The 19,883-nt window shown below is 60.2% G+C and carries 25 protein-coding genes; 17 read left to right on the top strand and 8 right to left on the bottom strand.

The window, feature by feature from the left end:
- Positions 1-33 precede the first annotated feature (33 nt).
- From ACVWSC_RS21550 to ACVWSC_RS21540, 3 genes are all read left to right on the top strand, one after another.
- Entirely contained in the window at positions 34-969 is a 936-nt protein-coding gene (locus ACVWSC_RS21550) for an aspartyl/asparaginyl beta-hydroxylase domain-containing protein (RefSeq protein WP_442109091.1), read from the top strand.
- Between the two features lie 181 nt (positions 970-1,150).
- The gene (locus tag ACVWSC_RS21545) at positions 1,151-1,282 is read left to right on the top strand and encodes a hypothetical protein (RefSeq protein WP_442109090.1); all 132 of its coding nucleotides are present in this window, start codon (positions 1,151-1,153) and stop codon (positions 1,280-1,282) included.
- Between the two features lie 107 nt (positions 1,283-1,389).
- Positions 1,390-2,271, top strand: a complete 882-nt coding sequence (locus tag ACVWSC_RS21540; RefSeq protein ID WP_442109089.1) for a DMT family transporter — start codon at positions 1,390-1,392, stop codon at positions 2,269-2,271.
- A 56-nt stretch (positions 2,272-2,327) separates the two neighbouring features.
- On the opposite strand, the gene ACVWSC_RS21535 is transcribed toward ACVWSC_RS21540, so the two are convergent.
- Positions 2,328-3,218: a DMT family transporter gene (locus tag ACVWSC_RS21535; RefSeq protein WP_442109088.1), complete on the bottom strand. Its 891-nt coding sequence runs from the start codon at positions 3,216-3,218 to the stop codon at positions 2,328-2,330.
- A 187-nt stretch (positions 3,219-3,405) separates the two neighbouring features.
- Between ACVWSC_RS21535 and aceK the strand changes: the two genes are divergently transcribed.
- The gene (gene aceK, locus ACVWSC_RS21530; RefSeq protein ID WP_442109087.1) at positions 3,406-5,121 is read left to right on the top strand and encodes a bifunctional isocitrate dehydrogenase kinase/phosphatase; all 1,716 of its coding nucleotides are present in this window, start codon (positions 3,406-3,408) and stop codon (positions 5,119-5,121) included.
- 123 nt (positions 5,122-5,244) lie between these two features.
- On the opposite strand, the gene ACVWSC_RS21525 is transcribed toward aceK, so the two are convergent.
- Entirely contained in the window at positions 5,245-6,114 is an 870-nt protein-coding gene (locus ACVWSC_RS21525) for a DUF6279 family lipoprotein (protein WP_442109086.1), read from the bottom strand.
- 109 nt (positions 6,115-6,223) lie between these two features.
- On the opposite strand from ACVWSC_RS21525, the gene ACVWSC_RS21520 reads away from it, so the two are divergent.
- On the top strand, positions 6,224-7,060 hold the full coding sequence (locus tag ACVWSC_RS21520) for a CvfB family protein (RefSeq protein ID WP_442109085.1): 837 nt from the start codon (positions 6,224-6,226) through the stop codon (positions 7,058-7,060).
- Here the strand turns inward: ACVWSC_RS21520 and ACVWSC_RS21515 are convergent, their stop codons facing one another.
- On the bottom strand, positions 7,061-7,444 hold the full coding sequence (locus tag ACVWSC_RS21515) for a hypothetical protein (protein ID WP_442109084.1): 384 nt from the start codon (positions 7,442-7,444) through the stop codon (positions 7,061-7,063).
- Between the two features lie 164 nt (positions 7,445-7,608).
- Between ACVWSC_RS21515 and ACVWSC_RS21510 the strand changes: the two genes are divergently transcribed.
- From ACVWSC_RS21510 to def, 4 genes are all read left to right on the top strand, one after another.
- Positions 7,609-8,034 (top strand): hypothetical protein, encoded by a 426-nt coding sequence (locus ACVWSC_RS21510; protein ID WP_442109083.1) that lies wholly within the window; start codon positions 7,609-7,611, stop codon positions 8,032-8,034.
- A gap of 109 nt (positions 8,035-8,143) precedes the next feature.
- On the top strand, positions 8,144-8,323 hold the full coding sequence (locus ACVWSC_RS21505) for a CsbD family protein (RefSeq protein ID WP_128322283.1): 180 nt from the start codon (positions 8,144-8,146) through the stop codon (positions 8,321-8,323).
- A 155-nt stretch (positions 8,324-8,478) separates the two neighbouring features.
- Entirely contained in the window at positions 8,479-9,465 is a 987-nt protein-coding gene (locus ACVWSC_RS21500; RefSeq protein WP_442109082.1) for a YihY/virulence factor BrkB family protein, read from the top strand.
- On the top strand, positions 9,455-9,994 hold the full coding sequence (gene def / locus ACVWSC_RS21495; protein WP_442109081.1) for a peptide deformylase: 540 nt from the start codon (positions 9,455-9,457) through the stop codon (positions 9,992-9,994). Before ACVWSC_RS21500 ends, def begins: the two co-directional genes overlap by 11 nt.
- On the opposite strand, the gene ACVWSC_RS21490 is transcribed toward def, so the two are convergent.
- Entirely contained in the window at positions 9,946-10,398 is a 453-nt protein-coding gene (locus ACVWSC_RS21490) for a GNAT family N-acetyltransferase (protein WP_442109080.1), read from the bottom strand. The two genes, def and ACVWSC_RS21490, sit on opposite strands and share 49 nt — an antisense overlap.
- Positions 10,399-10,682: 284 nt before the next feature.
- On the opposite strand from ACVWSC_RS21490, the gene ACVWSC_RS21485 reads away from it, so the two are divergent.
- Positions 10,683-10,940, top strand: coding sequence for a DUF2790 domain-containing protein (locus tag ACVWSC_RS21485; protein WP_442109079.1), 258 nt, complete (start codon positions 10,683-10,685; stop codon positions 10,938-10,940).
- A gap of 29 nt (positions 10,941-10,969) precedes the next feature.
- On the opposite strand, the gene ada is transcribed toward ACVWSC_RS21485, so the two are convergent.
- The 3 genes from ada to ACVWSC_RS21470 all read right to left on the bottom strand — a co-directional run bounded on the left by ada (position 10,970) and on the right by ACVWSC_RS21470 (position 14,074).
- The gene (ada, locus tag ACVWSC_RS21480) at positions 10,970-12,031 is read right to left on the bottom strand and encodes a bifunctional DNA-binding transcriptional regulator/O6-methylguanine-DNA methyltransferase Ada (RefSeq protein WP_476461711.1); all 1,062 of its coding nucleotides are present in this window, start codon (positions 12,029-12,031) and stop codon (positions 10,970-10,972) included.
- A gap of 76 nt (positions 12,032-12,107) precedes the next feature.
- Positions 12,108-12,731 (bottom strand): DNA-3-methyladenine glycosylase family protein, encoded by a 624-nt coding sequence (locus ACVWSC_RS21475; protein ID WP_442109077.1) that lies wholly within the window; start codon positions 12,729-12,731, stop codon positions 12,108-12,110.
- The gene (locus ACVWSC_RS21470; RefSeq protein ID WP_442109076.1) at positions 12,728-14,074 is read right to left on the bottom strand and encodes an aminotransferase-like domain-containing protein; all 1,347 of its coding nucleotides are present in this window, start codon (positions 14,072-14,074) and stop codon (positions 12,728-12,730) included. The genes ACVWSC_RS21475 and ACVWSC_RS21470 overlap by 4 nt, the downstream gene beginning before the upstream one ends.
- Before the next feature lie 87 nt (positions 14,075-14,161).
- Between ACVWSC_RS21470 and ACVWSC_RS21465 the strand changes: the two genes are divergently transcribed.
- From ACVWSC_RS21465 to ACVWSC_RS21435, 7 genes are all read left to right on the top strand, one after another.
- The gene (locus ACVWSC_RS21465) at positions 14,162-15,115 is read left to right on the top strand and encodes a threonine dehydratase (protein ID WP_442109075.1); all 954 of its coding nucleotides are present in this window, start codon (positions 14,162-14,164) and stop codon (positions 15,113-15,115) included.
- A gap of 84 nt (positions 15,116-15,199) precedes the next feature.
- On the top strand, positions 15,200-15,856 hold the full coding sequence (locus ACVWSC_RS21460) for a LysE family translocator (RefSeq protein ID WP_442109074.1): 657 nt from the start codon (positions 15,200-15,202) through the stop codon (positions 15,854-15,856).
- 215 nt (positions 15,857-16,071) lie between these two features.
- Positions 16,072-16,554 carry a GyrI-like domain-containing protein gene (locus ACVWSC_RS21455; RefSeq protein WP_442109073.1) on the top strand — a complete coding sequence of 161 codons (483 nt, stop codon included), beginning with the start codon at positions 16,072-16,074 and terminating at the stop codon, positions 16,552-16,554.
- Between the two features lie 249 nt (positions 16,555-16,803).
- Positions 16,804-17,238 (top strand): YybH family protein, encoded by a 435-nt coding sequence (locus tag ACVWSC_RS21450; protein WP_442109072.1) that lies wholly within the window; start codon positions 16,804-16,806, stop codon positions 17,236-17,238.
- 57 nt (positions 17,239-17,295) lie between these two features.
- Positions 17,296-17,640, top strand: coding sequence for a YciI family protein (locus tag ACVWSC_RS21445; RefSeq protein WP_133217427.1), 345 nt, complete (start codon positions 17,296-17,298; stop codon positions 17,638-17,640).
- Between the two features lie 19 nt (positions 17,641-17,659).
- The gene (locus ACVWSC_RS21440; RefSeq protein ID WP_442114350.1) at positions 17,660-18,145 is read left to right on the top strand and encodes an SRPBCC family protein; all 486 of its coding nucleotides are present in this window, start codon (positions 17,660-17,662) and stop codon (positions 18,143-18,145) included.
- Entirely contained in the window at positions 18,145-19,386 is a 1,242-nt protein-coding gene (locus ACVWSC_RS21435) for an RNA polymerase sigma factor (RefSeq protein ID WP_442109071.1), read from the top strand. Before ACVWSC_RS21440 ends, ACVWSC_RS21435 begins: the two co-directional genes overlap by 1 nt.
- Here ACVWSC_RS21435 and ACVWSC_RS21430 read toward each other — a convergent pair.
- A complete protein-coding gene (locus ACVWSC_RS21430) occupies positions 19,383-19,853 on the bottom strand; it encodes a MaoC family dehydratase (RefSeq protein WP_442109070.1) in 471 nt (156 codons plus the stop codon). The genes ACVWSC_RS21435 and ACVWSC_RS21430 overlap by 4 nt on opposite strands.
- Positions 19,854-19,883: the final 30 nt, after the last annotated feature.

Raw genomic sequence — 19,883 nt, 5'->3', positions numbered from 1 at the left:
CGATAGCCTGATCGAAATTCCAAGGAGTGATGCATGACTTTTTCCTTTGTCGCCAAGGCCGGTGTATTGCTGCTGTTTTTCGGCAGCACGCTGTACGTACACCTGCGCGGCAAGGCGCGCTTGCCAATGCTGCGCCAGTTCGTCAACCACTCGGCGCTGTTCGCCCCTTATAACGCCTTGATGTACCTGTTCTCTGGCGTGCCATCCAAGCCATACCTGGACCGCGAACGCTTTCCCGAGCTGGACGTGCTCAAGGACAACTGGCAAGTCATTCGCGAAGAGGCCATGCACCTGTTCGATGAGGGCTACATCCGGGCTGCCGAGAAAGACAACGACGCAGGCTTCGGTTCCTTCTTCAAGAAAGGCTGGAAGCGTTTCTACCTGAAGTGGTACGACAAAGCGTTGCCGTCGGCTGAGGTGCTGTGCCCGAAAACCGTGGAACTGGTCAACAGCATCCCCAACGTCAAGGGCGCGATGTTTGCGCTGCTGCCTGGTGGCAGTCACCTCAACCCGCACCGTGATCCGTTTGCCGGTTCCTTGCGTTATCACCTGGGCCTGTCGACGCCGAACTCAGACAACTGCCGGATCTACGTTGATGGTCAGCCTTATGCCTGGCGCGACGGTGAAGACGTGATGTTCGATGAAACTTACGTGCACTGGGTGAAGAACGAAACCGAAACGACGCGGGTGATCCTGTTCTGCGACGTCGAGCGCCCGCTCAACAGCTCGCTGATGACCCGTATCAACCGTAAGGTCAGTGCCTTCCTCGGCCGTGCTACCGCGCCGCAGAACACCGATGACGAACGGGTCGGCGGGATCAACCAGGCGTATGCCTGGAGCAAGCGCTTCAGCAACGTGATCAGTGGCCAGGTCAAGCAATTCAAGCGTGCCAATCCCAAGATGTACCGGGTGCTGCGTCCGGTGCTGGCGGTGGTGGTGGCATACCTGTTGTACCGCTGGTTGTTCTGATAAAGCATCGCGGGGCTCCTGTAGGAGCGGGCTTGCCCCGCGAAGCAGGCACTGCGGTGAATGGCACGGGCTTCGCCCGTGTTCGCGGGGCAAGCCCGCTCCCACAGGCCAGGTGGGGGCTTGCCCCGCGATAAACTCACCGCTATAGTCAGATCCACTTCACCTCACCGAAGACCTGCTCATGCCAGCTTCCCCACTCAGCACCGTATTCGCTACCGCGCCCAACGCGGTGGTAGTCGTGCGTGGGGCTCAGCAGCCGGCCATGATCAGTCACTACCCACCACCTGTCAGTCGCGTGGTAGTGCTGGGCTAAGCGGCCAATCGCTGCGTCCCGACACTTTTGCACCCTACTGAATACGGTTAGTTGCCCCGCGCGGGCGGCACCGTTCGGCTTATTTGCCCGAATTACAGGTGGCATTCATGTTTGCTCTATCGAAAGAAACCGTGGCCTCGGCGGCCACCACCAGCCTGTTCGTCCTGCTCTGGAGTAGCGGGGCGATCGTTTCCAAGCTGGGCCTTGCCCATGCCAGTCCCTTTGCCTTTCTGTTGATGCGCTCGGCGCTGGCCCTGTGCGGCTTGCTGCTGCTCGCGCCGTTGCTCAAGTTGCGCTGGCCGCGCGGGCGAGCGGCGGTGTGGCAGGCGCTGGCGACCGGGTGTGTGTTGCTCGGCGCCTATCAGATCTTCTATTTGCTGGCACTGAACACTCAGGTTACCCCTGGCGTGATGGCCACGGTCATGGGGGTGCAACCCATCCTCACTGTGGTGGTGATGGAGCGTCAGCGTTCCTGGAGTCGCCTGTTCGGCTTGGGGTTGGGCTTGAGCGGGCTGATCATGGTGGTTTACCAGAGCATCAATCTGGGCGGCGTTTCCCTGACCGGGATGCTGTTCGCCTTGCTGGCGCTGGCGAGCATGACCTGGGGCTCGATCATGCAAAAGCGCATCACCAGCAACCCGATGGGAACCTTGCCGCTGCAGTACATCGCCGGGCTGCTGATGTGTGCGCTGATTGCGCCGCTGCAGCCGCTGCACGTCGAGTTCACCGGCAGTTTTATCGGGGCCTTGCTATGGATGGGGCTGGTGGTTTCGCTGCTGGCGACCCTGCTGCTGTACCGGCTGATCGCCCGTGGCAATCTGGTCAATGTCACCAGCCTGTTCTACCTGGTGCCAGCGGTGACGGCACTGATGGACTACCTGATCTTCGGTAACCGCCTGGCGGCATTGAGTGTGCTGGGTATGGGGCTGATCGTGATCGGGTTGCTGTTCGTGTTCCGCAAGCCGGGGTTACAGCTTCAGGTTGATTGACCTCGCTTTCGCGGGACAAGCCCGCTCCTACCGGTAGGAGCGGGCTTGCCCCGCGATCAGGCACGCACTGCAGTGGGTTTAAGCACCAACCACAACGCCACAGCAATCAACACGCCACCGTACAGGTGTGCCATCGACAGCGGCTCATCCAGCAGCCACGCGCCCCACAGCACCCCGAAGGCCGGAATCATAAAGGTCACCGTACTGGCTTTGACCGGGCCGATCTCGCTGAGCAAGCGGAAATACAGAATGTAGGCAAACGCCGTGCACACCAGGCCCAGCCCCAACAATGAAAGCCACACCTGCCAACCGCCCCAACTTGCCGGTGGTTGCGTCATCACGCTGTAGGCAAACAGCGGCAACAGCAACAACGTCGCCCCCATCATGCTGCCCAGCGCCGACAGTCGGCTGTCGAGACCGCCCTGCTGGTCGAGCCAGCGCCGCGCCAGAAAGCCGGCAAAGCCGTAGCAAGTGGTCGCCGCCAGGCACGAAAGGGCGCCTTGCAGCAGTTGATGGTCAAACGCCACCGGCCCCGCGCCACTGAGGATGCCGACGCCGAACAACCCCAGGAAAATCCCGCTGAGTTTGGTCAGGGTCATTGGCTCACGAAAGCACAACGCGCCAATCAACACGCCCATCAGCGGCGTAGTGGCATTGAAAATCGCCGAATAACCGGCCGGCAACACCTGGGCCGCTACCGAATAGAGCGTGGCCGGGATCCCCGAGTTGATCATGCCCAGCACCAGGCAGGCCTTGAGTTTGCCGTTGAAGTCCCAGCGCACCCGCAGCAGAGCGAGAATGACCAGCAGCCCCACACAGGCAATCGATACGCGAAAGAACGCACTGGGAATGGTGCCCAGCACCGGCGCAATGATGCGCATGAACAGAAAACTGGCCCCCCACACAGCGGCAAGTATCAACAGGCGGGTGATGGCGATGGGGCTCATGTGGCGGCTCTGGATCCAATGGGGCGGGGCGCGAGTTTACGCCATAACCCATTGCAGGCTCTCTCCCTTTCTTGCGTTGAAATTCCTGTGTCGTTAATTTTGGCCATTACCGCCGTGCCGCCAGGCTTTCCCTGCTCACGGCGACTGGCTAAGCTCAGGCTTCGACATTCCCGCAGAGGTCTGATGTATGCCCCAGCACTGGCCGGCCGCCGCTATCGCCCGGATGATCCTCGATGGTTTCGACGATTACCGTGAGCATTTTCGTCAGATCACCATCGGCGCCCGTGCCCGCTTCGAGCAAGCGCAGTGGCCACAGACCCAGAGCGCGTCGGCTGCGCGTATCAATCTGTATGAGGAAAAGGTCAGCGAGGTAAGCGGCTGGCTGCATCAGGCATTCGAGGACGAAGTGCTGCTGGATGTAGCGCAGTGGCCGTTGGTGAAAAGCGCCTACATCGGCCTGATTGATCCACGGCTGGACGATGAACTGTCGGAGACCTGGTACAACTCGATCTTCTGCAGCCTGTTCAGTCACGACCTGATCAGTGACGGCTCGATGTTCATTCACACCACCAGGCCATCGTTGCGCAGTCACGAGCGAGCGGCACAAACGCGCACCTATCGGCCCCGAAGTGGCCTGGCCAGTGTGTTGACGCAGATCTTCGACGACTATTGCTTTGACGTCGCCTACGGTGACCTCGAAGGGGACCTGGCGCGGCTCGAAGGGCAGTTGCGCGAGAGCCTGCCGGACTGGGTCTGCAAAGACCCGGCACTGGCGGTGGAGCTGTTTTCACCGGTGCTGTATCGCAACAAGGGCGCTTACCTGGTTGGGCGCCTATATACCCAGGATGAACAGTGGCCACTGGTGATCCCTTTGCTGCACCGCGAGGGGCATGGCATCGAGATCGATGCGTTGATCACGGATGAAGCTGAAGTGTCGATCATCTTTTCCTTCACCCGTTCGTATTTCATGGTGGATGTGCCGGTACCGGCTGACTTTGTCAGCTTTCTCAAGCGCATCCTGCCGGGCAAGCACATCGCCGAGTTGTACACCTCGATCGGCTTCTACAAGCATGGTAAATCCGAGTTTTACCGTGCTTTGATCAACCATCTGGCCAGCACTGACGATCGTTTCATCATGGCCCCGGGTGTGCGCGGTATGGTCATGAGCGTATTTACTCTGCCGGGCTTCAATACGGTGTTCAAGATCATCAAAGACCGCTTCTCGCCGTCCAAGAGCGTGGATCGGGCCACGGTGATCGAGAAGTACCGTTTGGTGAAAAGCGTTGATCGGGTTGGGCGGATGGCCGATACCCAGGAGTTTTCCGACTTTCGCTTTCCGTTGAGCAAGTTCGAGCCCGAGTGCCTGGCCGAGCTGCTGGAGGTGGCGCCGTCGACGGTGGCGGTGGAGGGCGACACCGTGCTGGTGCGCCACTGCTGGACCGAGCGGCGCATGACCCCGCTCAACCTCTACCTGGAGCACGCCAACGACGCCCAGGTGCGCGAAGCGCTGGAAGACTATGGCATGGCCATCAAGCAACTGGCGGCGGCGAATATCTTTCCCGGCGATATGTTGCTGAAGAACTTTGGCGTCACCCGCCATGGCCGGGTGGTGTTCTATGACTACGACGAAATCTGTTTTCTCACCGAGGTCAACTTCCGCTACATCCCGCCGCCGCGTTACCCGGAAGACGAAATGTCTGGTGAGCCCTGGTACTCGATCGGCCCGCATGACGTGTTCCCGGAAGAGTTTCCGCCGTTCCTGTTTGCCGACAGCGGTCAGCGTCGGCTGTTCAGCCAACTGCATGGCGAGCTGTACGATGCCGATTACTGGAAGAGCCTGCAGGAAGCGATCCGCGGCGGCAAAGTGATCGACGTCTTCCCCTACCGCCGCAAACCGCGGTAGGTGGGAGCAACTGTCCAAGCAGGATCGGTGGGAGCGGGCTTGCCCCGCGAAGCGATGTGACAGATAGATCGCTATCGCGGGGCAAGCCCGCTCCCACAGTGTCTGCATTTTTTTGAGGGTGGGTTAGCTTTTCAGGCATTTCAGCTCGCTGAAGTCTTTGCGCACCTGGCTGAGCTTGAGCTCCAGGTGCTGGCGCTGCTGTGCGCTGCTTTGCGCCATCAGGTCTACCAGCAACTGCTGCGCGGCCTGTTCGCTGCGCTGGTAGACCACGCGGTATTCCGGGGTCCAGAGGCTGTCGCGGTGTTTTAACAGCTGCTCCAGGCGCGGCTCGAAAGCCGCGCTGTTGCGCTGATCCATGGCCGCACTGAACTGCGCCTGCCAGTTGGCCCGGTTGGCAATCGATTGACGGCTCTGTTCGCCCTGGCTTTGCGACCAGAGCATGATCCGCACTTGCTGCTGCGTATTCAGCTCGCCCAACCAGGGCGTCAAGCGCTTCTCCATGCGTTCGGCTCGCGCTTCCACCTGGCGGGCCAAGGGTGTTTTGGCCAACCTGGCCTGACGCTCGCGGATGTCTTCGGCAAAAGCCTGACGCATCTCGCGCACCTGCTCGTCGTTCATCGCCTTGAGCAACTGCGCCGCAGAAGGCGTGACCTGGTCGGCCACTTTGGCAATGGCCTGCTTGGCCTCCTGGGTGCGGGCCTGTACCTGCTGATCGGTCACCTGACCGCTGACGACCATTTGTCGGACTTCATCGATCCAGGTCAGATAGCCCGGCAACTGGGTGCGGCAATGCCAGGCCAGGTGTTGTTTGAGGCGCTGGTTGAGCCAGGCTTTTTGCTCGCGGTTCATGTTCAGGTAGTCGTCGAGCGACCAGGGCACCAGCACATCAAGGTTGCGGTAGGCCAGGTCAATGCGGCTGCAGGCCACGGCCAGGAGGGCCGGGACAAGCAGAAACAGGCAGGGGCGCAAGTACTTGGACAGGCAGGCGTACATGGCAAATCCTTGCAGTGGCTTGCTTGTGTTTATAGAACAGCATGGCTCATTGCGGTTCCTTTTGCCGGTTGGGTGTAGAATGCCGGGCTCGCAATGAGGATTTCCGGAAATGGCTTTAGTTGGGCGTTACAACAGTTTGCAAATCGTGAAACACACGGACTTCGGCCTGTACCTGGATGGCGGCGCGGATGGCGAAATCCTCCTGCCTAACCGCTACATTCCCAAGGACACGCCCACCGAGGTCGAAGATTGGCTGAACGTCTTCGTCTACCTGGACAGTGAAGACAAGCTGATCGCAACCACTGAAAAGACCAAACTGCAGGTCGGCGAGTTCGCCAGCCTCAAGGTCAAGGAAATCAACAGCATCGGTATCTTCCTCGACTGGGGCTTGCCTAAAGACCTGTTGATGCCGTACTCCGAAGAAAAGCGCCAGATGCGCCAGGGCGAGTACTGCGTGGTGCATGCCTACCTGGACAAACGCACGCGGCGGATCACCGCCACTGCGCGTCTGGATCGCTATCTGGACAAGGTGCCAGCCAACTACAGCACCGGCCAGGAAGTCGATTTGCTGGTGGTCGAAGAAACCCCTATGGGCTTCAAAGCGATCATCAACAACAAGCACTGGGGCCTGATTCACAAGAACGAGGTGTTCAAGTTCCTGCGTTCGGGCAAGCAGGAGAAGGGCTACATCAAGGAGCTGCGCAGCGACGGCAAGATTGCCCTGAGCCTGCAGCCGGTCGGCCAGGCGCTGGCCAGCAGCCTGAACGACAAGATCCTGAGCAAACTCAAGGACGCCAATGGCGTGCTGCCGGTCAGCGACAAGAGTGACCCGCAGGTGATCAGCGATATGTTCGGGGTCAGCAAGGGCAACTTCAAAAAGGCCATCGGCGCCTTGTACAAGGATGGCCGCATCGTCATCCACGCTGACCGCATCGAACTGCTCTGATCAGGCCTGGCGAAAGCCTGCAAAGTTCAGGTTTTCGCCGCCCGGGCGCAGGTCCTGGAGCAACGAGTCGCGGTCGGCGCTCAGGGCCAGGCTGATGGTGGAGCGCCGCTTGCCGGGGTGGCGCACTTCCACTTTTTCCAGATGCGCCTTGAGGAAGTTCACCGGCACCTTCAAATGTTGCAACTCGTCAGTTTCAGGCGTGTGCAGCAGCAGGTTGACCCAGTCGGCCGCGCCTTTGCGCAATACCAGTTTCACCGGCACATCAAACCACCACAGGCTGCGCTTGTTGTCGAGCACGGCAAACAGGGTGTTGTCGCTGGTTAGTACCGGTTTTCCCAGTTCCAGATTGCGACGGGCGATGGCGGCGGGTTTGTCGAGTTTCATGCAGGTTCCTACGGGTGACGCTTGAAAGGTCGACTATTGTGCTGGGATCGCACGCAAACATAAAGCGGCGTGCGCGTGGGCGGAACTTTACACAGGGTTTGATCTCAATTTGATGGCATCTTAAGGTGTTGCCAGTATTGACCTGCCCCCACGGAAGATTACCCATGAAAGTCTTGATAGCGCTGCTGATGCTGCTCAGCAGTTATGCCTATGCCGGCTGCGGCAGTATCCGCGATGCTGACCAACGCAATTATTGCTATGCCCGGGAAGGCGGCAGTGGTTGTGGTTCGATCCGCGATGCTGACTTGCGCAACGCCTGTTACGCCGAAACCCGCGGCAGTGGTTGCGGCTCGATCTCCAACAGCGATCAGCGCAACTACTGCTACGCCCGTCAAAGCGGCAGCGGCTGTGGCTCGATCGGCGATGCTGACCTGCGCAATGCCTGCTACGCCGAAACCCGTGGTAGCGGTTGCGGATCGATCTCTGACAGTGACCAACGCAATTATTGCTATGCCAAGCAAGGCAAGGGCGGCTGCGGCAGCATCAAAGACAGTGACCTGCGCAACCAGTGCCAGGCGTTGAACCGCTGACCGGCCAGGGAGTTGGCCGCCGGGAAAATAATTGAAACTCTGCCAATCGGCCATGGGTCCACTGACTGTCAACGCTGACAGCCCGTTTTTCCCCTTCAGGAGAACTCCCATGAGTGGCACTAAAGACAAAGTCAAAGGCATGGCCAACGAAGCGGTTGGTAACATCAAGCAAGGCATCGGCAAGGTCACCGACAACGACCGGCTGCGCGCCGAGGGTAAGGCTCAGGAAATCAAAGGCGAAGCCCAGCAAGTGGCCGGTAAGGTCAAGGATGCAGTGAAAAAGCCTTGATTGATGTAGGAGCAGTTCCGCAACGGCCGCGATAAGTGGCCGTTGTGCTATCTGCAGCAATCAATAGCAACTTTGCGTTGATCGTCGTTTAGACTTTACTGCAGACCTTAATGAGGAACCGTGGCCATGACCCTCCAGTGGCGAAAGGAGACGCTATGATTTTCCCCGACTTGCGCGGCTTGCCGTTGCATCGCGTGCTGGTGCGCACCGTCAAGGAATTTCTCGATGACGAGATGTCTACCTATGCCTCGGCATTGGCCTACCAGATGTTGTTTTCGCTGTTTCCCTTCCTGTTGTTTCTCATCGCCCTGATTGGTTTTCTGCACCTGCCGGACTTTTTCTCCTGGTTGCGCTTGCAGTCGGAGTTGGTGTTGCCGCCCCAGGCCCTGGAGCAGGTCAACCCGGTGATCGACCAATTGCAGCAGTCCAAAGGCGGCTTGCTCTCGGTGGGTATTGTCATTGCCCTGTGGACGGCCTCAGCGGGTGTGCGGCTGATGATGGGGGCGATGAACGCCGCCTATGACGTGGTTGAAGGCCGCCCGGTGTGGAAGCGCATTCCCTTGTCGATCATCTACACCGTGGGTATCGCCGGAATGTTGCTGGCAGCGGCCGCCCTGATGGTGCTGGGGCCGCAGGTGATGGAGTGGATTGCCGCGCAGATTGGCATGCAGGAGTTCATTGTCACCTTGTGGACGATATTGCGCTGGCCGGCGATCATCATTCTGATGATGGTGGCGGTCGCCTTGATCTACTACGTGATGCCCGACGTCAAACAGGAGTTTCGCTTTATTACCCCCGGCTCCGTGCTGGCGGTGGTGGTGTGGATTGTTGCCTCGTTAGGCTTTGGTTATTACGTAAAAACCTTCGCAGACTACAACGCGATGTATGGAAGTATCGGCGCGATTATTGTGTTGCTACTGTATTTCTATATTTCTGCTGCCGTGCTGTTGTTAGGCGCGGAGATGAATGCGGTGATCGAGCATATGTCTACTGAAGGTAAAAATCCGGGTGAAAAAGAAGCAGGCGAGCTGACGGAGGATCATGATAAAAAGCATGTTTCCGGGCTGGGCCGCGATCATTCGCTCGACCACCCGGCCACGCCGGAAGGTGAACCCTTGAGTCGTACATCCCATGATTCGTGACATTCTGAAAATGGGCGATGAACGCCTGCTGCGTATCGCGCCACCGGTACCTGCGCACCTGATCGGCAGCGCCGAACTCGAGCAGCTGATTGCTGACATGTTCGAAACCATGCGCCACGTCGGCGGTGTAGGCCTGGCGGCGCCGCAGATCGGTGTCGATTTGCAGTTGGTGATCTTCGGCTTCGAACGCAGCGAGCGTTACCCGGATGCAGAGCCGGTGCCGCAGACCATCCTGCTCAATCCGCAGATCACCCCATTAGGCAGCGAAGTCGAAGACGGTTGGGAAGGCTGCCTCTCGGTGCCGGGCTTGCGCGGTGTTGTGCCGCGCTTTCGCAGCATTCGCTATGAAGGCATCGATCCGCAAGGCCAGGTGATCGATCGCCTGGCCGACGGTTTTCATGCCCGCGTCGTGCAGCACGAATGTGATCACTTGATCGGGCGTTTGTACCCGTCGCGCATCCATGACTTCAACAAGTTCGGCTACACCGACGTGTTGTTTCCCGGGCTAGACCCTGCCAGCGACGACTGAGTACGCAGCATCGCCAGCAAGCGCTTGCTGCGCTGGTAGCGTTCCAGGCGTTCAGCCAAAATCGCAGGCATGTCTGTGCAAGGGTCGAACTGCAGGCGTTGATAGAAGGGCAACAGGTCGGGGTGGCAGAACAGCCAGACGCTGCCTTCGCAGCGCTGCAGCGCCGCGTCGACCAGACCTCGGGCAATCTGCTGGCCTCGGAAATCGTGCGCTACCCATAAGCCTGTCAGCCAATTGCCACCCGGTACTGCGCTCAGGCACAACGCGGCGATGATTGCCTCTGCCCGTGCCACCCAAAGCTGCCCTTGAGCGGCTGCACGCATGGACGAACCCTGGCTTTTGTAGAATTTATTCAGCAGCGGCCGTTCGGCTTCGGTCAGCAGGCAGTAGCGTAAGGTGGTCATGGCAATGTCCCGGCAGCGGCTCTGGCTCGGGCTTTTACACGCAGTGACGGCGCCTGTCGAGGGTGAGAATCCCGGCGGATTGTTACCGATTCGGTAACAGTGAATGTTAAGTTCAGGGATTTAACCGTGTTTGGCAACTTGTAAACTATGTTTGTCCCCACAAGAAATAGCAGCGGGACCGGTACTTCGTGTTATGTCCTAGTGTCAGATATAGCAACTTCTCCGCGCCCCTGTTGGCCAATGAAGTCAATCGATTAGTTTGATTGCTTTGCAGGCTTATTATTATGAAAAGTTTACTTGTACTTGCGCTTGTTGGTGTTTCTTCTTTTGCCCTGGCTGATGAAGTTAAAACAGCCAATACTCAGCCGGTGTATGAACAATACGACTACTCGACCAACCTGGATATTGCCAAGGTGATCAGTTTGTCGACGCTTCCCAATGTCTGTGAAGTAGTACCCGCCACCATGGTCTATGAAGACCACCAGGGGCAGCGTCATACCCTTGAGTACCGCGCCATGGGTAATGGTTGCAGCAACGGCTGATCAACCCGGCCCGAGCAACCCTTAGCGCTTTACTGACGTTCACGTTCCAGCAGTTGGCGCTTGCGCTCAACGCCCCAACGGTAACCTGAGAGGTTGCCGTCGCTGCGCACCACGCGGTGGCAGGGAATGGCCACGGCCAGGGCGTTGGCGGCGCAGGCCTGAGCGACGGCGCGCACCGCCTTGGGCGAGCCTATCCGTTGGGCAATTTCGGCGTAGCTGGCGGTGGTGCCTGCCGGGATACTGCGCAAGGCCTGCCAGACCCGTTCCTGAAAAGCAGTGCCACGCAAATCAAGCGGTAGATCCAGATCGACCGCCGGTAGTTCTATCAATCCCACCACTCTGGCCACCAGCGATTCAAACTCGGCATCGCCACCGAGCAAGTTCGCGTTGGGAAACTTGTCTTGCAGATCTTCCAGGAGTACTTGCGGATCATCGCCGAGCAGAATGGCGCAGATACCGCGGTCACTCTGCGCCACCAGAATCGCCCCTAAAGAGCATTGGCCAATGGCAAAACGAATCGTGGTGTTAGCCCCTCCGGCCCGGTAAGACCCCGGGGTCATGCCCAAACGGGCATTGCTGGATTCGTAAAAGCGGCTGTTGGAATTGAACCCGGCTTGGTACAGCGCATCGGTAATGCTACCGGCGCTGTGTAGCTGTGTGCGCACTTTACTTGCTCGATGCGCCGAAGCGTACGCCTTGGGGGTGACGCCGGTGATGGCCTTGAACACACGGTGCAGGTGATAAGGGCTCATGTTCAACTGCTCGGCCAGTTGGTTGAGGCTGGGGGCCGACTCGGCCTGTACGATCAGCTGGCAGGCGCGGGTGACCTGTGCCCGGTGTTGTTCGGCCATTAGCGTCTGGTCTGCCGCGTGCCGTTTGTTCGGGCGATAGCCGGCGGCTTCGGCTTGTGCCGGGGTGTCGAAGAACTCGACGTTCTCGATGCGTGGTCGCCGCGCACTGCTGCTGGGTCGGCAATACACACCCGTGGTGCGCACGCCATACACGAAGCGCTGGTCGGCTGCTGCGTCGCGGGCCAGGATCGCTTGCCAGCGTGGGTCGGTTTCGCTGATGCGGGGTTTGTCTTGGCTCATGCCGGGATGCTCTGGGTGAGTAGGGACAGGTCCAGAGTAGGGGAGTGAGCCGCGATGGAAACTCCGGGTCTTGCGTTCAAATTCGTGTACTCGGCACGCGCCACAGGTACCAGGCGGCAATGGTTCGATAGGGGCGCCAGGCATTTCCAAGCTCGATCATCTGTCGGCGGTTGGGTTGCGCGTCCAGGCCTTGCAGGCGGCGGTAGCCCTCGCGTACGCCAAAGTCATCGGCGGGCAGGATGTCCATGCGCTCGAGGGTGTAGATCAGCAGCATTTCCACGGTCCAGCGGCCGACGCCACGCAAGCTCACCAGGCGTTCGATCAATTGCTCATCGTCGAGTGTCAGCGCCTGTTGGTGGTCGGGCACCAGCCCTTGCTGGCGCGCCTTGGCGATGCCCTGGATCGTGGCCAGTTTGTTGGCGGAAAAACCGCAGGCGCGCAGTTGTTCCGGTGTCGTCGCCAGTACTTGCTCCGGGCTGGGAAAGTCACACCCTGGATACAGCGCCAGAAAGCGCCCGAGAATGGCATCGCCGGCTTTCACATGCAGTTGCTGGTAGGCAATGGCGCGTACCAGTGCCTGGTACGGATCACGTTCCGGGCGCGGTTGGTGCAGGCACGGGCCGATGGCCTGAATGTGCGCGGCCCACTGTGGATCAAGGGCGGCCAGAAATTGCTCGGCCTGACGAAACACACCACTCATGTTGCCTCCATCGCCTGGGCTACCCGCACCAGGGCCTGTTTCAACTGTGCACGGCTGCTGGCGGCTGAAAGGCTGATGCGCACTGCCGACAACTCGCTCTGTTTCACCGCAAATACATCGACTGGCACCACTTCGACTGCATTGGCCCGGCAACGCTGCACCAGGGTTTGGGCTGGCAGCGGGCAGCGTAGCCAAATATGTGGCGAAGGGTGCTGGGCGTAAAGCCGCTCACTGCCCAGCAGCTTGCGCGCCAGGCGCCAGCGTTGGGCAACCTCCTCGCGTTGCCAGGCCAGCCTGCGGTTTGCTGTGCCGTCGCTGATCCAGCGGCAGGCAATCTGCAGGTTCAGCGGCGATACCTGCCAATGGGTGGCCTGGGCATGCGGATCAACCCTGGCCAGCAGCAGCGGGTCAGCGACGATCCAGCCCAGACGTAGCCCCGCTGCGACGGTTTTCGACAAACTGCTGATCAGTATTCCCTGTTGCCCCAGCAAGGGCCACAGCGGCGGTTGATCGGTCAGCGCGCCATAGACATCGTCCTCGATCAGCAGCAGGCCATGCCGACGCACCACCTCGGCCACGGCCTGCTGGCGTTCACGGCCCATGCAGGCACCGGTAGGGTTCTGCAGGCTCGGGGTAAGCACCACCACTCGCGCTCCGGTTGCCCGGGCAACCCGGTCAAGGTCGTCTGGCAGAATGCCTTGGTCGTCCTGGGCGATACCGTGCAGGGGCAGGCGCAGTTGGCGGCAGGCGGCTTTGATGCCGGGAGCGGTCAGGGCCTCGACCAGCACCGGCTCACCGGCCTGGCACAGCGACAGCAGCAGGCTGAACAGCCCCTGTTGCGCGCCGCCGCATAACAGAACCTGACTGGCACTCAGGTGCAAGCCGCGATTGGCCAGCCACGCCGCCCCTTGCGCACGGGCCATCAACAATGCGTCGGCGCTCAGGTAATGCTCAAGGCTGCGCACCGCGCCCTCGTGCAGCAACGTCTGCACGGTACGTTCGATGTCATCGCTGTGGGGATCGATCACTGGCACGTTGGTGGACAGGTCGATCAGTTGCGACGGGCCGCTTTGTTCTTTGAGGTGGAACAGCGTGGCTTCTTTACTGCCGGCCAGCACGTAAGTGCCGCGCCCGACCTCGCCACTGACCAGGTGCCTTACCGCCGCTTCACGGTAGGCCTGTTGGGTGGTGCTGGGATTGAGCCCGAGCGCCCAGGCCAGGCGGCGTTGTGGCGGCAGGCGTTCACCGACCTTGAGGTCGCCGCACTCGATGGCGTCGGCAATCGCATCGACCAGTGCCAGGTAACGCGGTTGCTCGCTGTCGGGGAGGGTAGGGGTCCACATTTATTGTTGGCCATGCAATATAAGGTTTTACCCATACAATGGCCCGGCGCTAGGATCAGGTCAAATCCACTGCGACCGAGGTGTTCCATGTTCGACCTGAGTGCCCTGCGTGAAGCTGCCCGCCTGGTGCATGCCCATGTGCCTGCCACGGCTCAATATGCCTGGCCGCGACTGGCCGAGCGCCTGGGCTGCGAGGTGTGGGTCAAACATGAAAACCATGCGCCGACCGGTGCGTTCAAAGTACGCGGCGGCCTGCTGTATGTGCAGTGGCTGCTTGAGCACAAGCCGCAGGTGCGTGGCCTGGTCACTGCCACCCGTGGTAACCACGGGCAGAGCATGGCCCTGGCCGCGCGCAATGCCGGGTTGCCGATCATTATCGTGGTGCCACAAGGCAACTCCCGAGAAAAGAACGCGGCGATGCGCGCGCAAGGCGCTGAACTGATCGAGTACGGTGCTGATTTCGATCAGTCCCGGGAAGAAGCCGCGCGTCAGGCGCAACTGCATGGCTATGAAATGGTGCCGTCGTTCCACCCGCAACTGGTGCGCGGGGTTGCCACCTATGCACTGGAACTGTTCGACGCGGTGGCCGAGCTCGATTGTGTGTATGTGCCGATTGGCATGGGCTCCGGCATTTGCGGGTTGATCCAGGCGCGCAACCTGCTGGGGCTGCGGACCGAGATCGTGGGTGTGGTGTCCAGCGCCGCCGACGCCTTTGCCTTGAGTTTCGAGCAAGGCCGCATCGTTACCACCGCCACGGCCAACACCTTTGCCGACGGCATGGCCTGCCGCATGCCGGTGCCGGAAGCCTTCGAGATCATCCACCAGCATGCCGCGCGGATCGTCAGGGTCAGCGATGACGAGATCGCCCAGGCCATGCGCATCTACCACGAAGATACGCACAACACCGCAGAAGGCGCAGGGGCGGCGGGGCTGGCGGCATTGCTTCAGGAGCGCGAACGTCAGCAGGGGCGCAAGGTGGCGGTGGTCCTCAGTGGCGCCAATGTTGATCGGCAGCGGTATGCGCAGGTGTTGGCGGGCTAAGGCAAAGGGCAACTTTTTCCAATACAACCATGGTTATTCCCGTTCTAATAGCGCCCGTCTTCACTGCCCGCTAATGGAATACCCATGCCCTTTTCCAATGGATTTCTGCTCAGCCTTTCCCTGTGTCTGGATATTGGTATCGCCAATATCGCCATGATTACCCTGGCGATGCAGCGCGGTTTCCTTCAGGGGTTCTGGCTTGGCCTGGGGACCTGTGTCGGCGATTTGCTGTTTGCGATCGCAGCGCTGGCGGGCATGACTGTGTTGCTGCAGTTCGAGACCGTGCGCTGGGTGCTGTGGCTGGGCGGCTCGGTGATGCTGGTGTGGTTTGCGGTGAAGATGTTTCTGGCAGCCTGGCGCGGGGAAGGCCATGTGCAACCCGGGGAAGTGGTGGTGGAGTCGTCCTGGCGTGAGTTTTTGCGCGGAATCTTCCTGGCGATGTCGTCGCCCAGTTCGATCCTCTGGTTCGCGGCGGTCGGCGGTGTGCTGATTTCGCGATCCGGCGGTGGCAGTCTGATGGATGCCGGCCTGTTTTTGTCCGGCTTTTTTGCCGCCGGGGTGCTGTGGTGTGTGTCGTTGTGCTTGATTGCCAGTCATGGCGGGCGGCTGTTGGGTAACCGCTTGCTCACCTGGAGTTACCTGTTGTCGTCGGCGATTTTTGGCTACTTCGCGGTCTATGTGATTGTGTCCGGCTACCGCGAGTTCATCCTCGCCGTGCCGGCGGCCACAGCGGGTCTATAATCACTCGGGGTGCCCGTGTGCAGGCGCCGTCAGGCCGGAGGATCTTCGACATGAAAGGTCTTGATGCGAAAAAAATGGCCAAGAAAAAACCTATGAAAACCGCTGAAGAAAAACGTGCCGCCAAACGTGCCAAACGCTCGGCAGCCAGTGGTTTCCTCCCATGAGATCAACCCGGAGCCCCGCGAGGGGCTCCTTGTTCAAATAAGGCAAAGGATATGTCGACCCCGATTGATGCTGCAGTGCACCCCGTACGCTTTGAACAGGCCGATGCCTTGATCATTGCCGGTATCGGCGGGCGCTTCACGGCGGCTACGATCAGCAGTATTCCTCAGTTGTGGCAGCGTTTCGAACCGCACATCGGCCGGGTGCCCGGCCAGCTGGGGGCGCATACCTATGGCGTGTGCTGCAACGCCGACGGTAAAGGCCACTTCGACTACATTGCCGGCGTGCAGGTTGCCGATGGCCAAGTGCTGCCTGCCGACTTCCAGCAGGTTCACCTCGCGCCCCAGCGCTATGCGGTGTTCGAACATCACGGCAGCCTCGACAACCTCAAGGCGACGTTCCAGGCCATCTGGAACGACTGGTTGCCAGCGTCGGGCGAGCAAGCCGCGCAGGCCCCGGAGTTCGAGCGTTACGGCGAGGATTTCGATCCGTTCGACAGCCGTAGCGTGATGGAAATCTGGCTGCCGCTTCGGTAATAGCCAGGTAGGAGTAAATGTCTTGAATGGCTATTCAGTGGGAGCGGCGGTGCGGCGACCCGACTTGCCCCGCGATGCGATTTAACTGAAAGACCGCAATCGCGGGGCAAGCCCGCTCCTACCAGCCTTCCGTAAAGTAGCGAAAACTTTTACTGAGCCTGTCGATTCCTCACTTCGTCGTTCGACCATCTGTGAATGCGCTGATTGCTTCGGCGCCTGACCTTTGTCGACCCCCATGAGGACATGACCATGAGCAGTGCTGCCGAAAACGAAGTCCGCCAACTGATCGAACGCTGGATTCCTGCCGTCCGCGCCCGTGATATCCCGGCCATTACCGCGCCATACGCTGACGACATCGTCGCCTTCGACGCGGTCAAAGCCTTGCAGTTCAAAGGCAAGGCGGCCTATGTGGCCCATTGGCAGGCCTGCATGGAGCATTGCCCTGGCGACATGATCTTTGAAATGGAACAGCTGCAGATTCATGCCACCCCAGAGCTGGCCCTGGCGCACTGGCTCAATCGTTGCGGCCCGGCCAGTGAAGAGGGCGGTGAGGATAAAAGCTGCTACATGCGCGTCAGCGTTGGATACAAACGGATCAACGGGCAATGGAAAGTCATTCACGAGCACTGGTCGGCACCGTTCGACATGGAGACCGGCGCCGCGCTGTTCTCGCTCAAGCCTTGAGCTGAGCACCTTGAGCATTATGCCGAATTGCACTTTGCCGCTGCGCTGGAGATGACGATGAAGTACCTATGCCTGGTCTATTGTGAAGAAGGGCTGCTGCACAGCCTGCCCGACAGTCCCGCCGATGCCGAATGCATGGCCTATGCCGAGTCGATACAGGGCAGCGGGCGGATGCTGGCGGCCGAAGCACTCAAGCCGGTGCAGACCGCCACCACCGTGCGGGTGCGGGGTGGGCACATGAGCCTGACCGACGGGCCATTTGCCGAAACCAAAGAGCAATTGGCGGGTTTTTATCTGGTAGATGCCCGTGATTTGAACGAAGCCCTGAACATTGCCAAGGGCATTCCTGCCGCCAGGGTAGGCAGCATCGAAGTGAGGCCGATCCGCGAGTTGCAACCCTAAAGCGCAGGAGAACCACATGATGAGCTTTCAACCACCCGGGGCAGCGCAATACGAGCTGTTTCTTTCCCGCCTGATCGACGCGCCGCGCAGCAAGGTGTTCCGGGCCTGGACCGAACCCGATCTGCTCGCACGCTGGTGGGGCCCCAACGGCATGACCACGCCTTTGTGTGAAATGCAGTTGTGGGTGGGTGGTTTGTTTCGCACGGTGATGCAGGCTCCGGACGGTGCCGAGTACCCCAATCAGGGGGTGTTTCTGGAAATTGTCAGCCCGGAGCGGATCGTCTTCACCGATGCCTTCGGGCCGGGCTGGGTGCCGTCGAACAAGGCGTTCATGACCGCGGTGGTGACCTTTGAAGACGTCAAGGGCAAAACCCAGTACACCGCACGCGCCTGGCACTGGAGCGCGACCGATTGCCTGGCCCATGAGGAAATGGGCTTTCATCGCGGCTGGGGCGAAAGCCTGGATCGTCTGGTGACCTTGGTGACCAAGCAGATGCCGGGCTGATGACGGTCGCGGACTCGGTACGCAGCGAAGTCGAGTCGGTCTACAAGCACGAGTCGCGAAGGATTCTGGCGACCCTGATTCGTCTGTTGGGGGATTTCGACCTGGCCGAGGAGGCCATGCACGAAGCGTTTTTCGTCGCCGTCGAGCGCTGGCAACGCGATGGCATCCCCACTAATCCACGCGCCTGGCTGGTGTCTACCGGCCGCTTCAAAGCCATTGATGGCCTGCGGCGACGGGCGCGTTTCGATCGCTCGCAGACGCAATTGATGATGGCGCTGGAGGCGCTACAGGAGGATGAGGTGACAGCCGAGGAGCTGGAAGACGACCGTCTGCGCCTGATCTTCACGTGCTGTCATCCTGCGCTGGCCGATGATGCGCAGGTGCCGTTGACCCTGCGAGAAGTCTGCGACCTGACCACCGAGGAAATCGCCCGCGCCTTCCTGCTCAGCCCGGCCACCATTGCCCAGCGTATCGTACGGGCCAAGGCCAAGATCCGTGATGCGCAGATTCCTTATCAAGTACCGTCGCTGGCGGAACTGCCCGAGCGTCTGGACAACGTTTTGCGTGTGATTTATCTGGTTTTCAACGAGGGCTATTCGGCGTCCTCGGGTGACCAGCTGATGCGCAATGACCTCAGCGATGAAGCCATCCGCCTGGGACGATTGCTGCAGCAACTGCTGCCGGACCCAGAGGTCTTGGGGTTGTTGGCGCTGATGCTGTTACAGGCATCGCGCCAAGCCGCGCGCAGTGATGCCAACGGTGAATTGATCCTGCTCGATCAACAGGACCGCAGCCTGTGGAACCGCCAGTTGATTGCCGAGGGTAGCCAGCTGGTTCAACAGGCATTGCGCAGCCAGCGTTTCGGGGTGTACAGCCTGCAGGCGGCGATTGCTGCCGTGCATGCCGAAGCGGCCAGTGCCCAAGCAACCGACTGGGAAGAAATCGTGGGGTTGTATGACGTGCTGTTGCGCGGTTGGCCATCACCGGTGGTGGAGCTCAATCGCGCCGCTGCCCTGGCCAGCCGTGACGGGCCGCTGGCGGGGTTGCTGGCCGTGGAGGCGATTCTGGCGCGCGGCCAGTTGCAGGACTATCACCTGGCCCATGCCGCCCGTGCCGAATTGTGTCGGCAACTGGGGCGACTGGATCAGGCGCGTGATGCCTACCAGACGGCGCTGGGTCTGACTCTGCAAGGCGCCGAACGGCGGTTTATCGAACGGCGCCTGAGTGAGTTGTCGCGTTAGCCAATGCTGATCGCTGGCGGGCTGACCAGGTCAACCGTTTGCTGTTTGCGTGGCGCCAGGATCTGCGCTTCGCCATCGACCACCAGTTCGTCGTGCTGATTGAACACGCGGGTAGCAATGCGCACTTTGAACTTGGGCAGCTTCTCGAGGATTTCCAGGCGCACGGTGAGGGTGTCACCAATTTTCACCGGTTTCTGGAAGGTCATTTGCTGACCCAGGTAAATGGTGCCTGGGCCAGGCAGCTCGCAGGCCACCGCAGCGCTGATCAGCGCGCCACTGAACATGCCGTGAGCGATGCGCTCCTTGAACATGCTCTTGGCGGCGAACTCGGCATCCAGATGCACCGGGTTGTGGTCACCGGACATGGCTGCGAACAGCTGGATGTCACGTTCTTCGACGGTCTTGCTGAAACTGGCGGTCTGGCCGACTTCAAGGGCTTCGTAAGGCGTGTTGGTGACCTGGGTCATCGAGTAGGTTCCTGCGTGGGACAAGGGCAC

It is taken from the genome of Pseudomonas sp. NUPR-002, from assembly GCF_056322725.1.
Note: the sequence above shows the minus strand (reverse complement) of the source record. Positions and strands in the feature narration are given on the sequence as shown.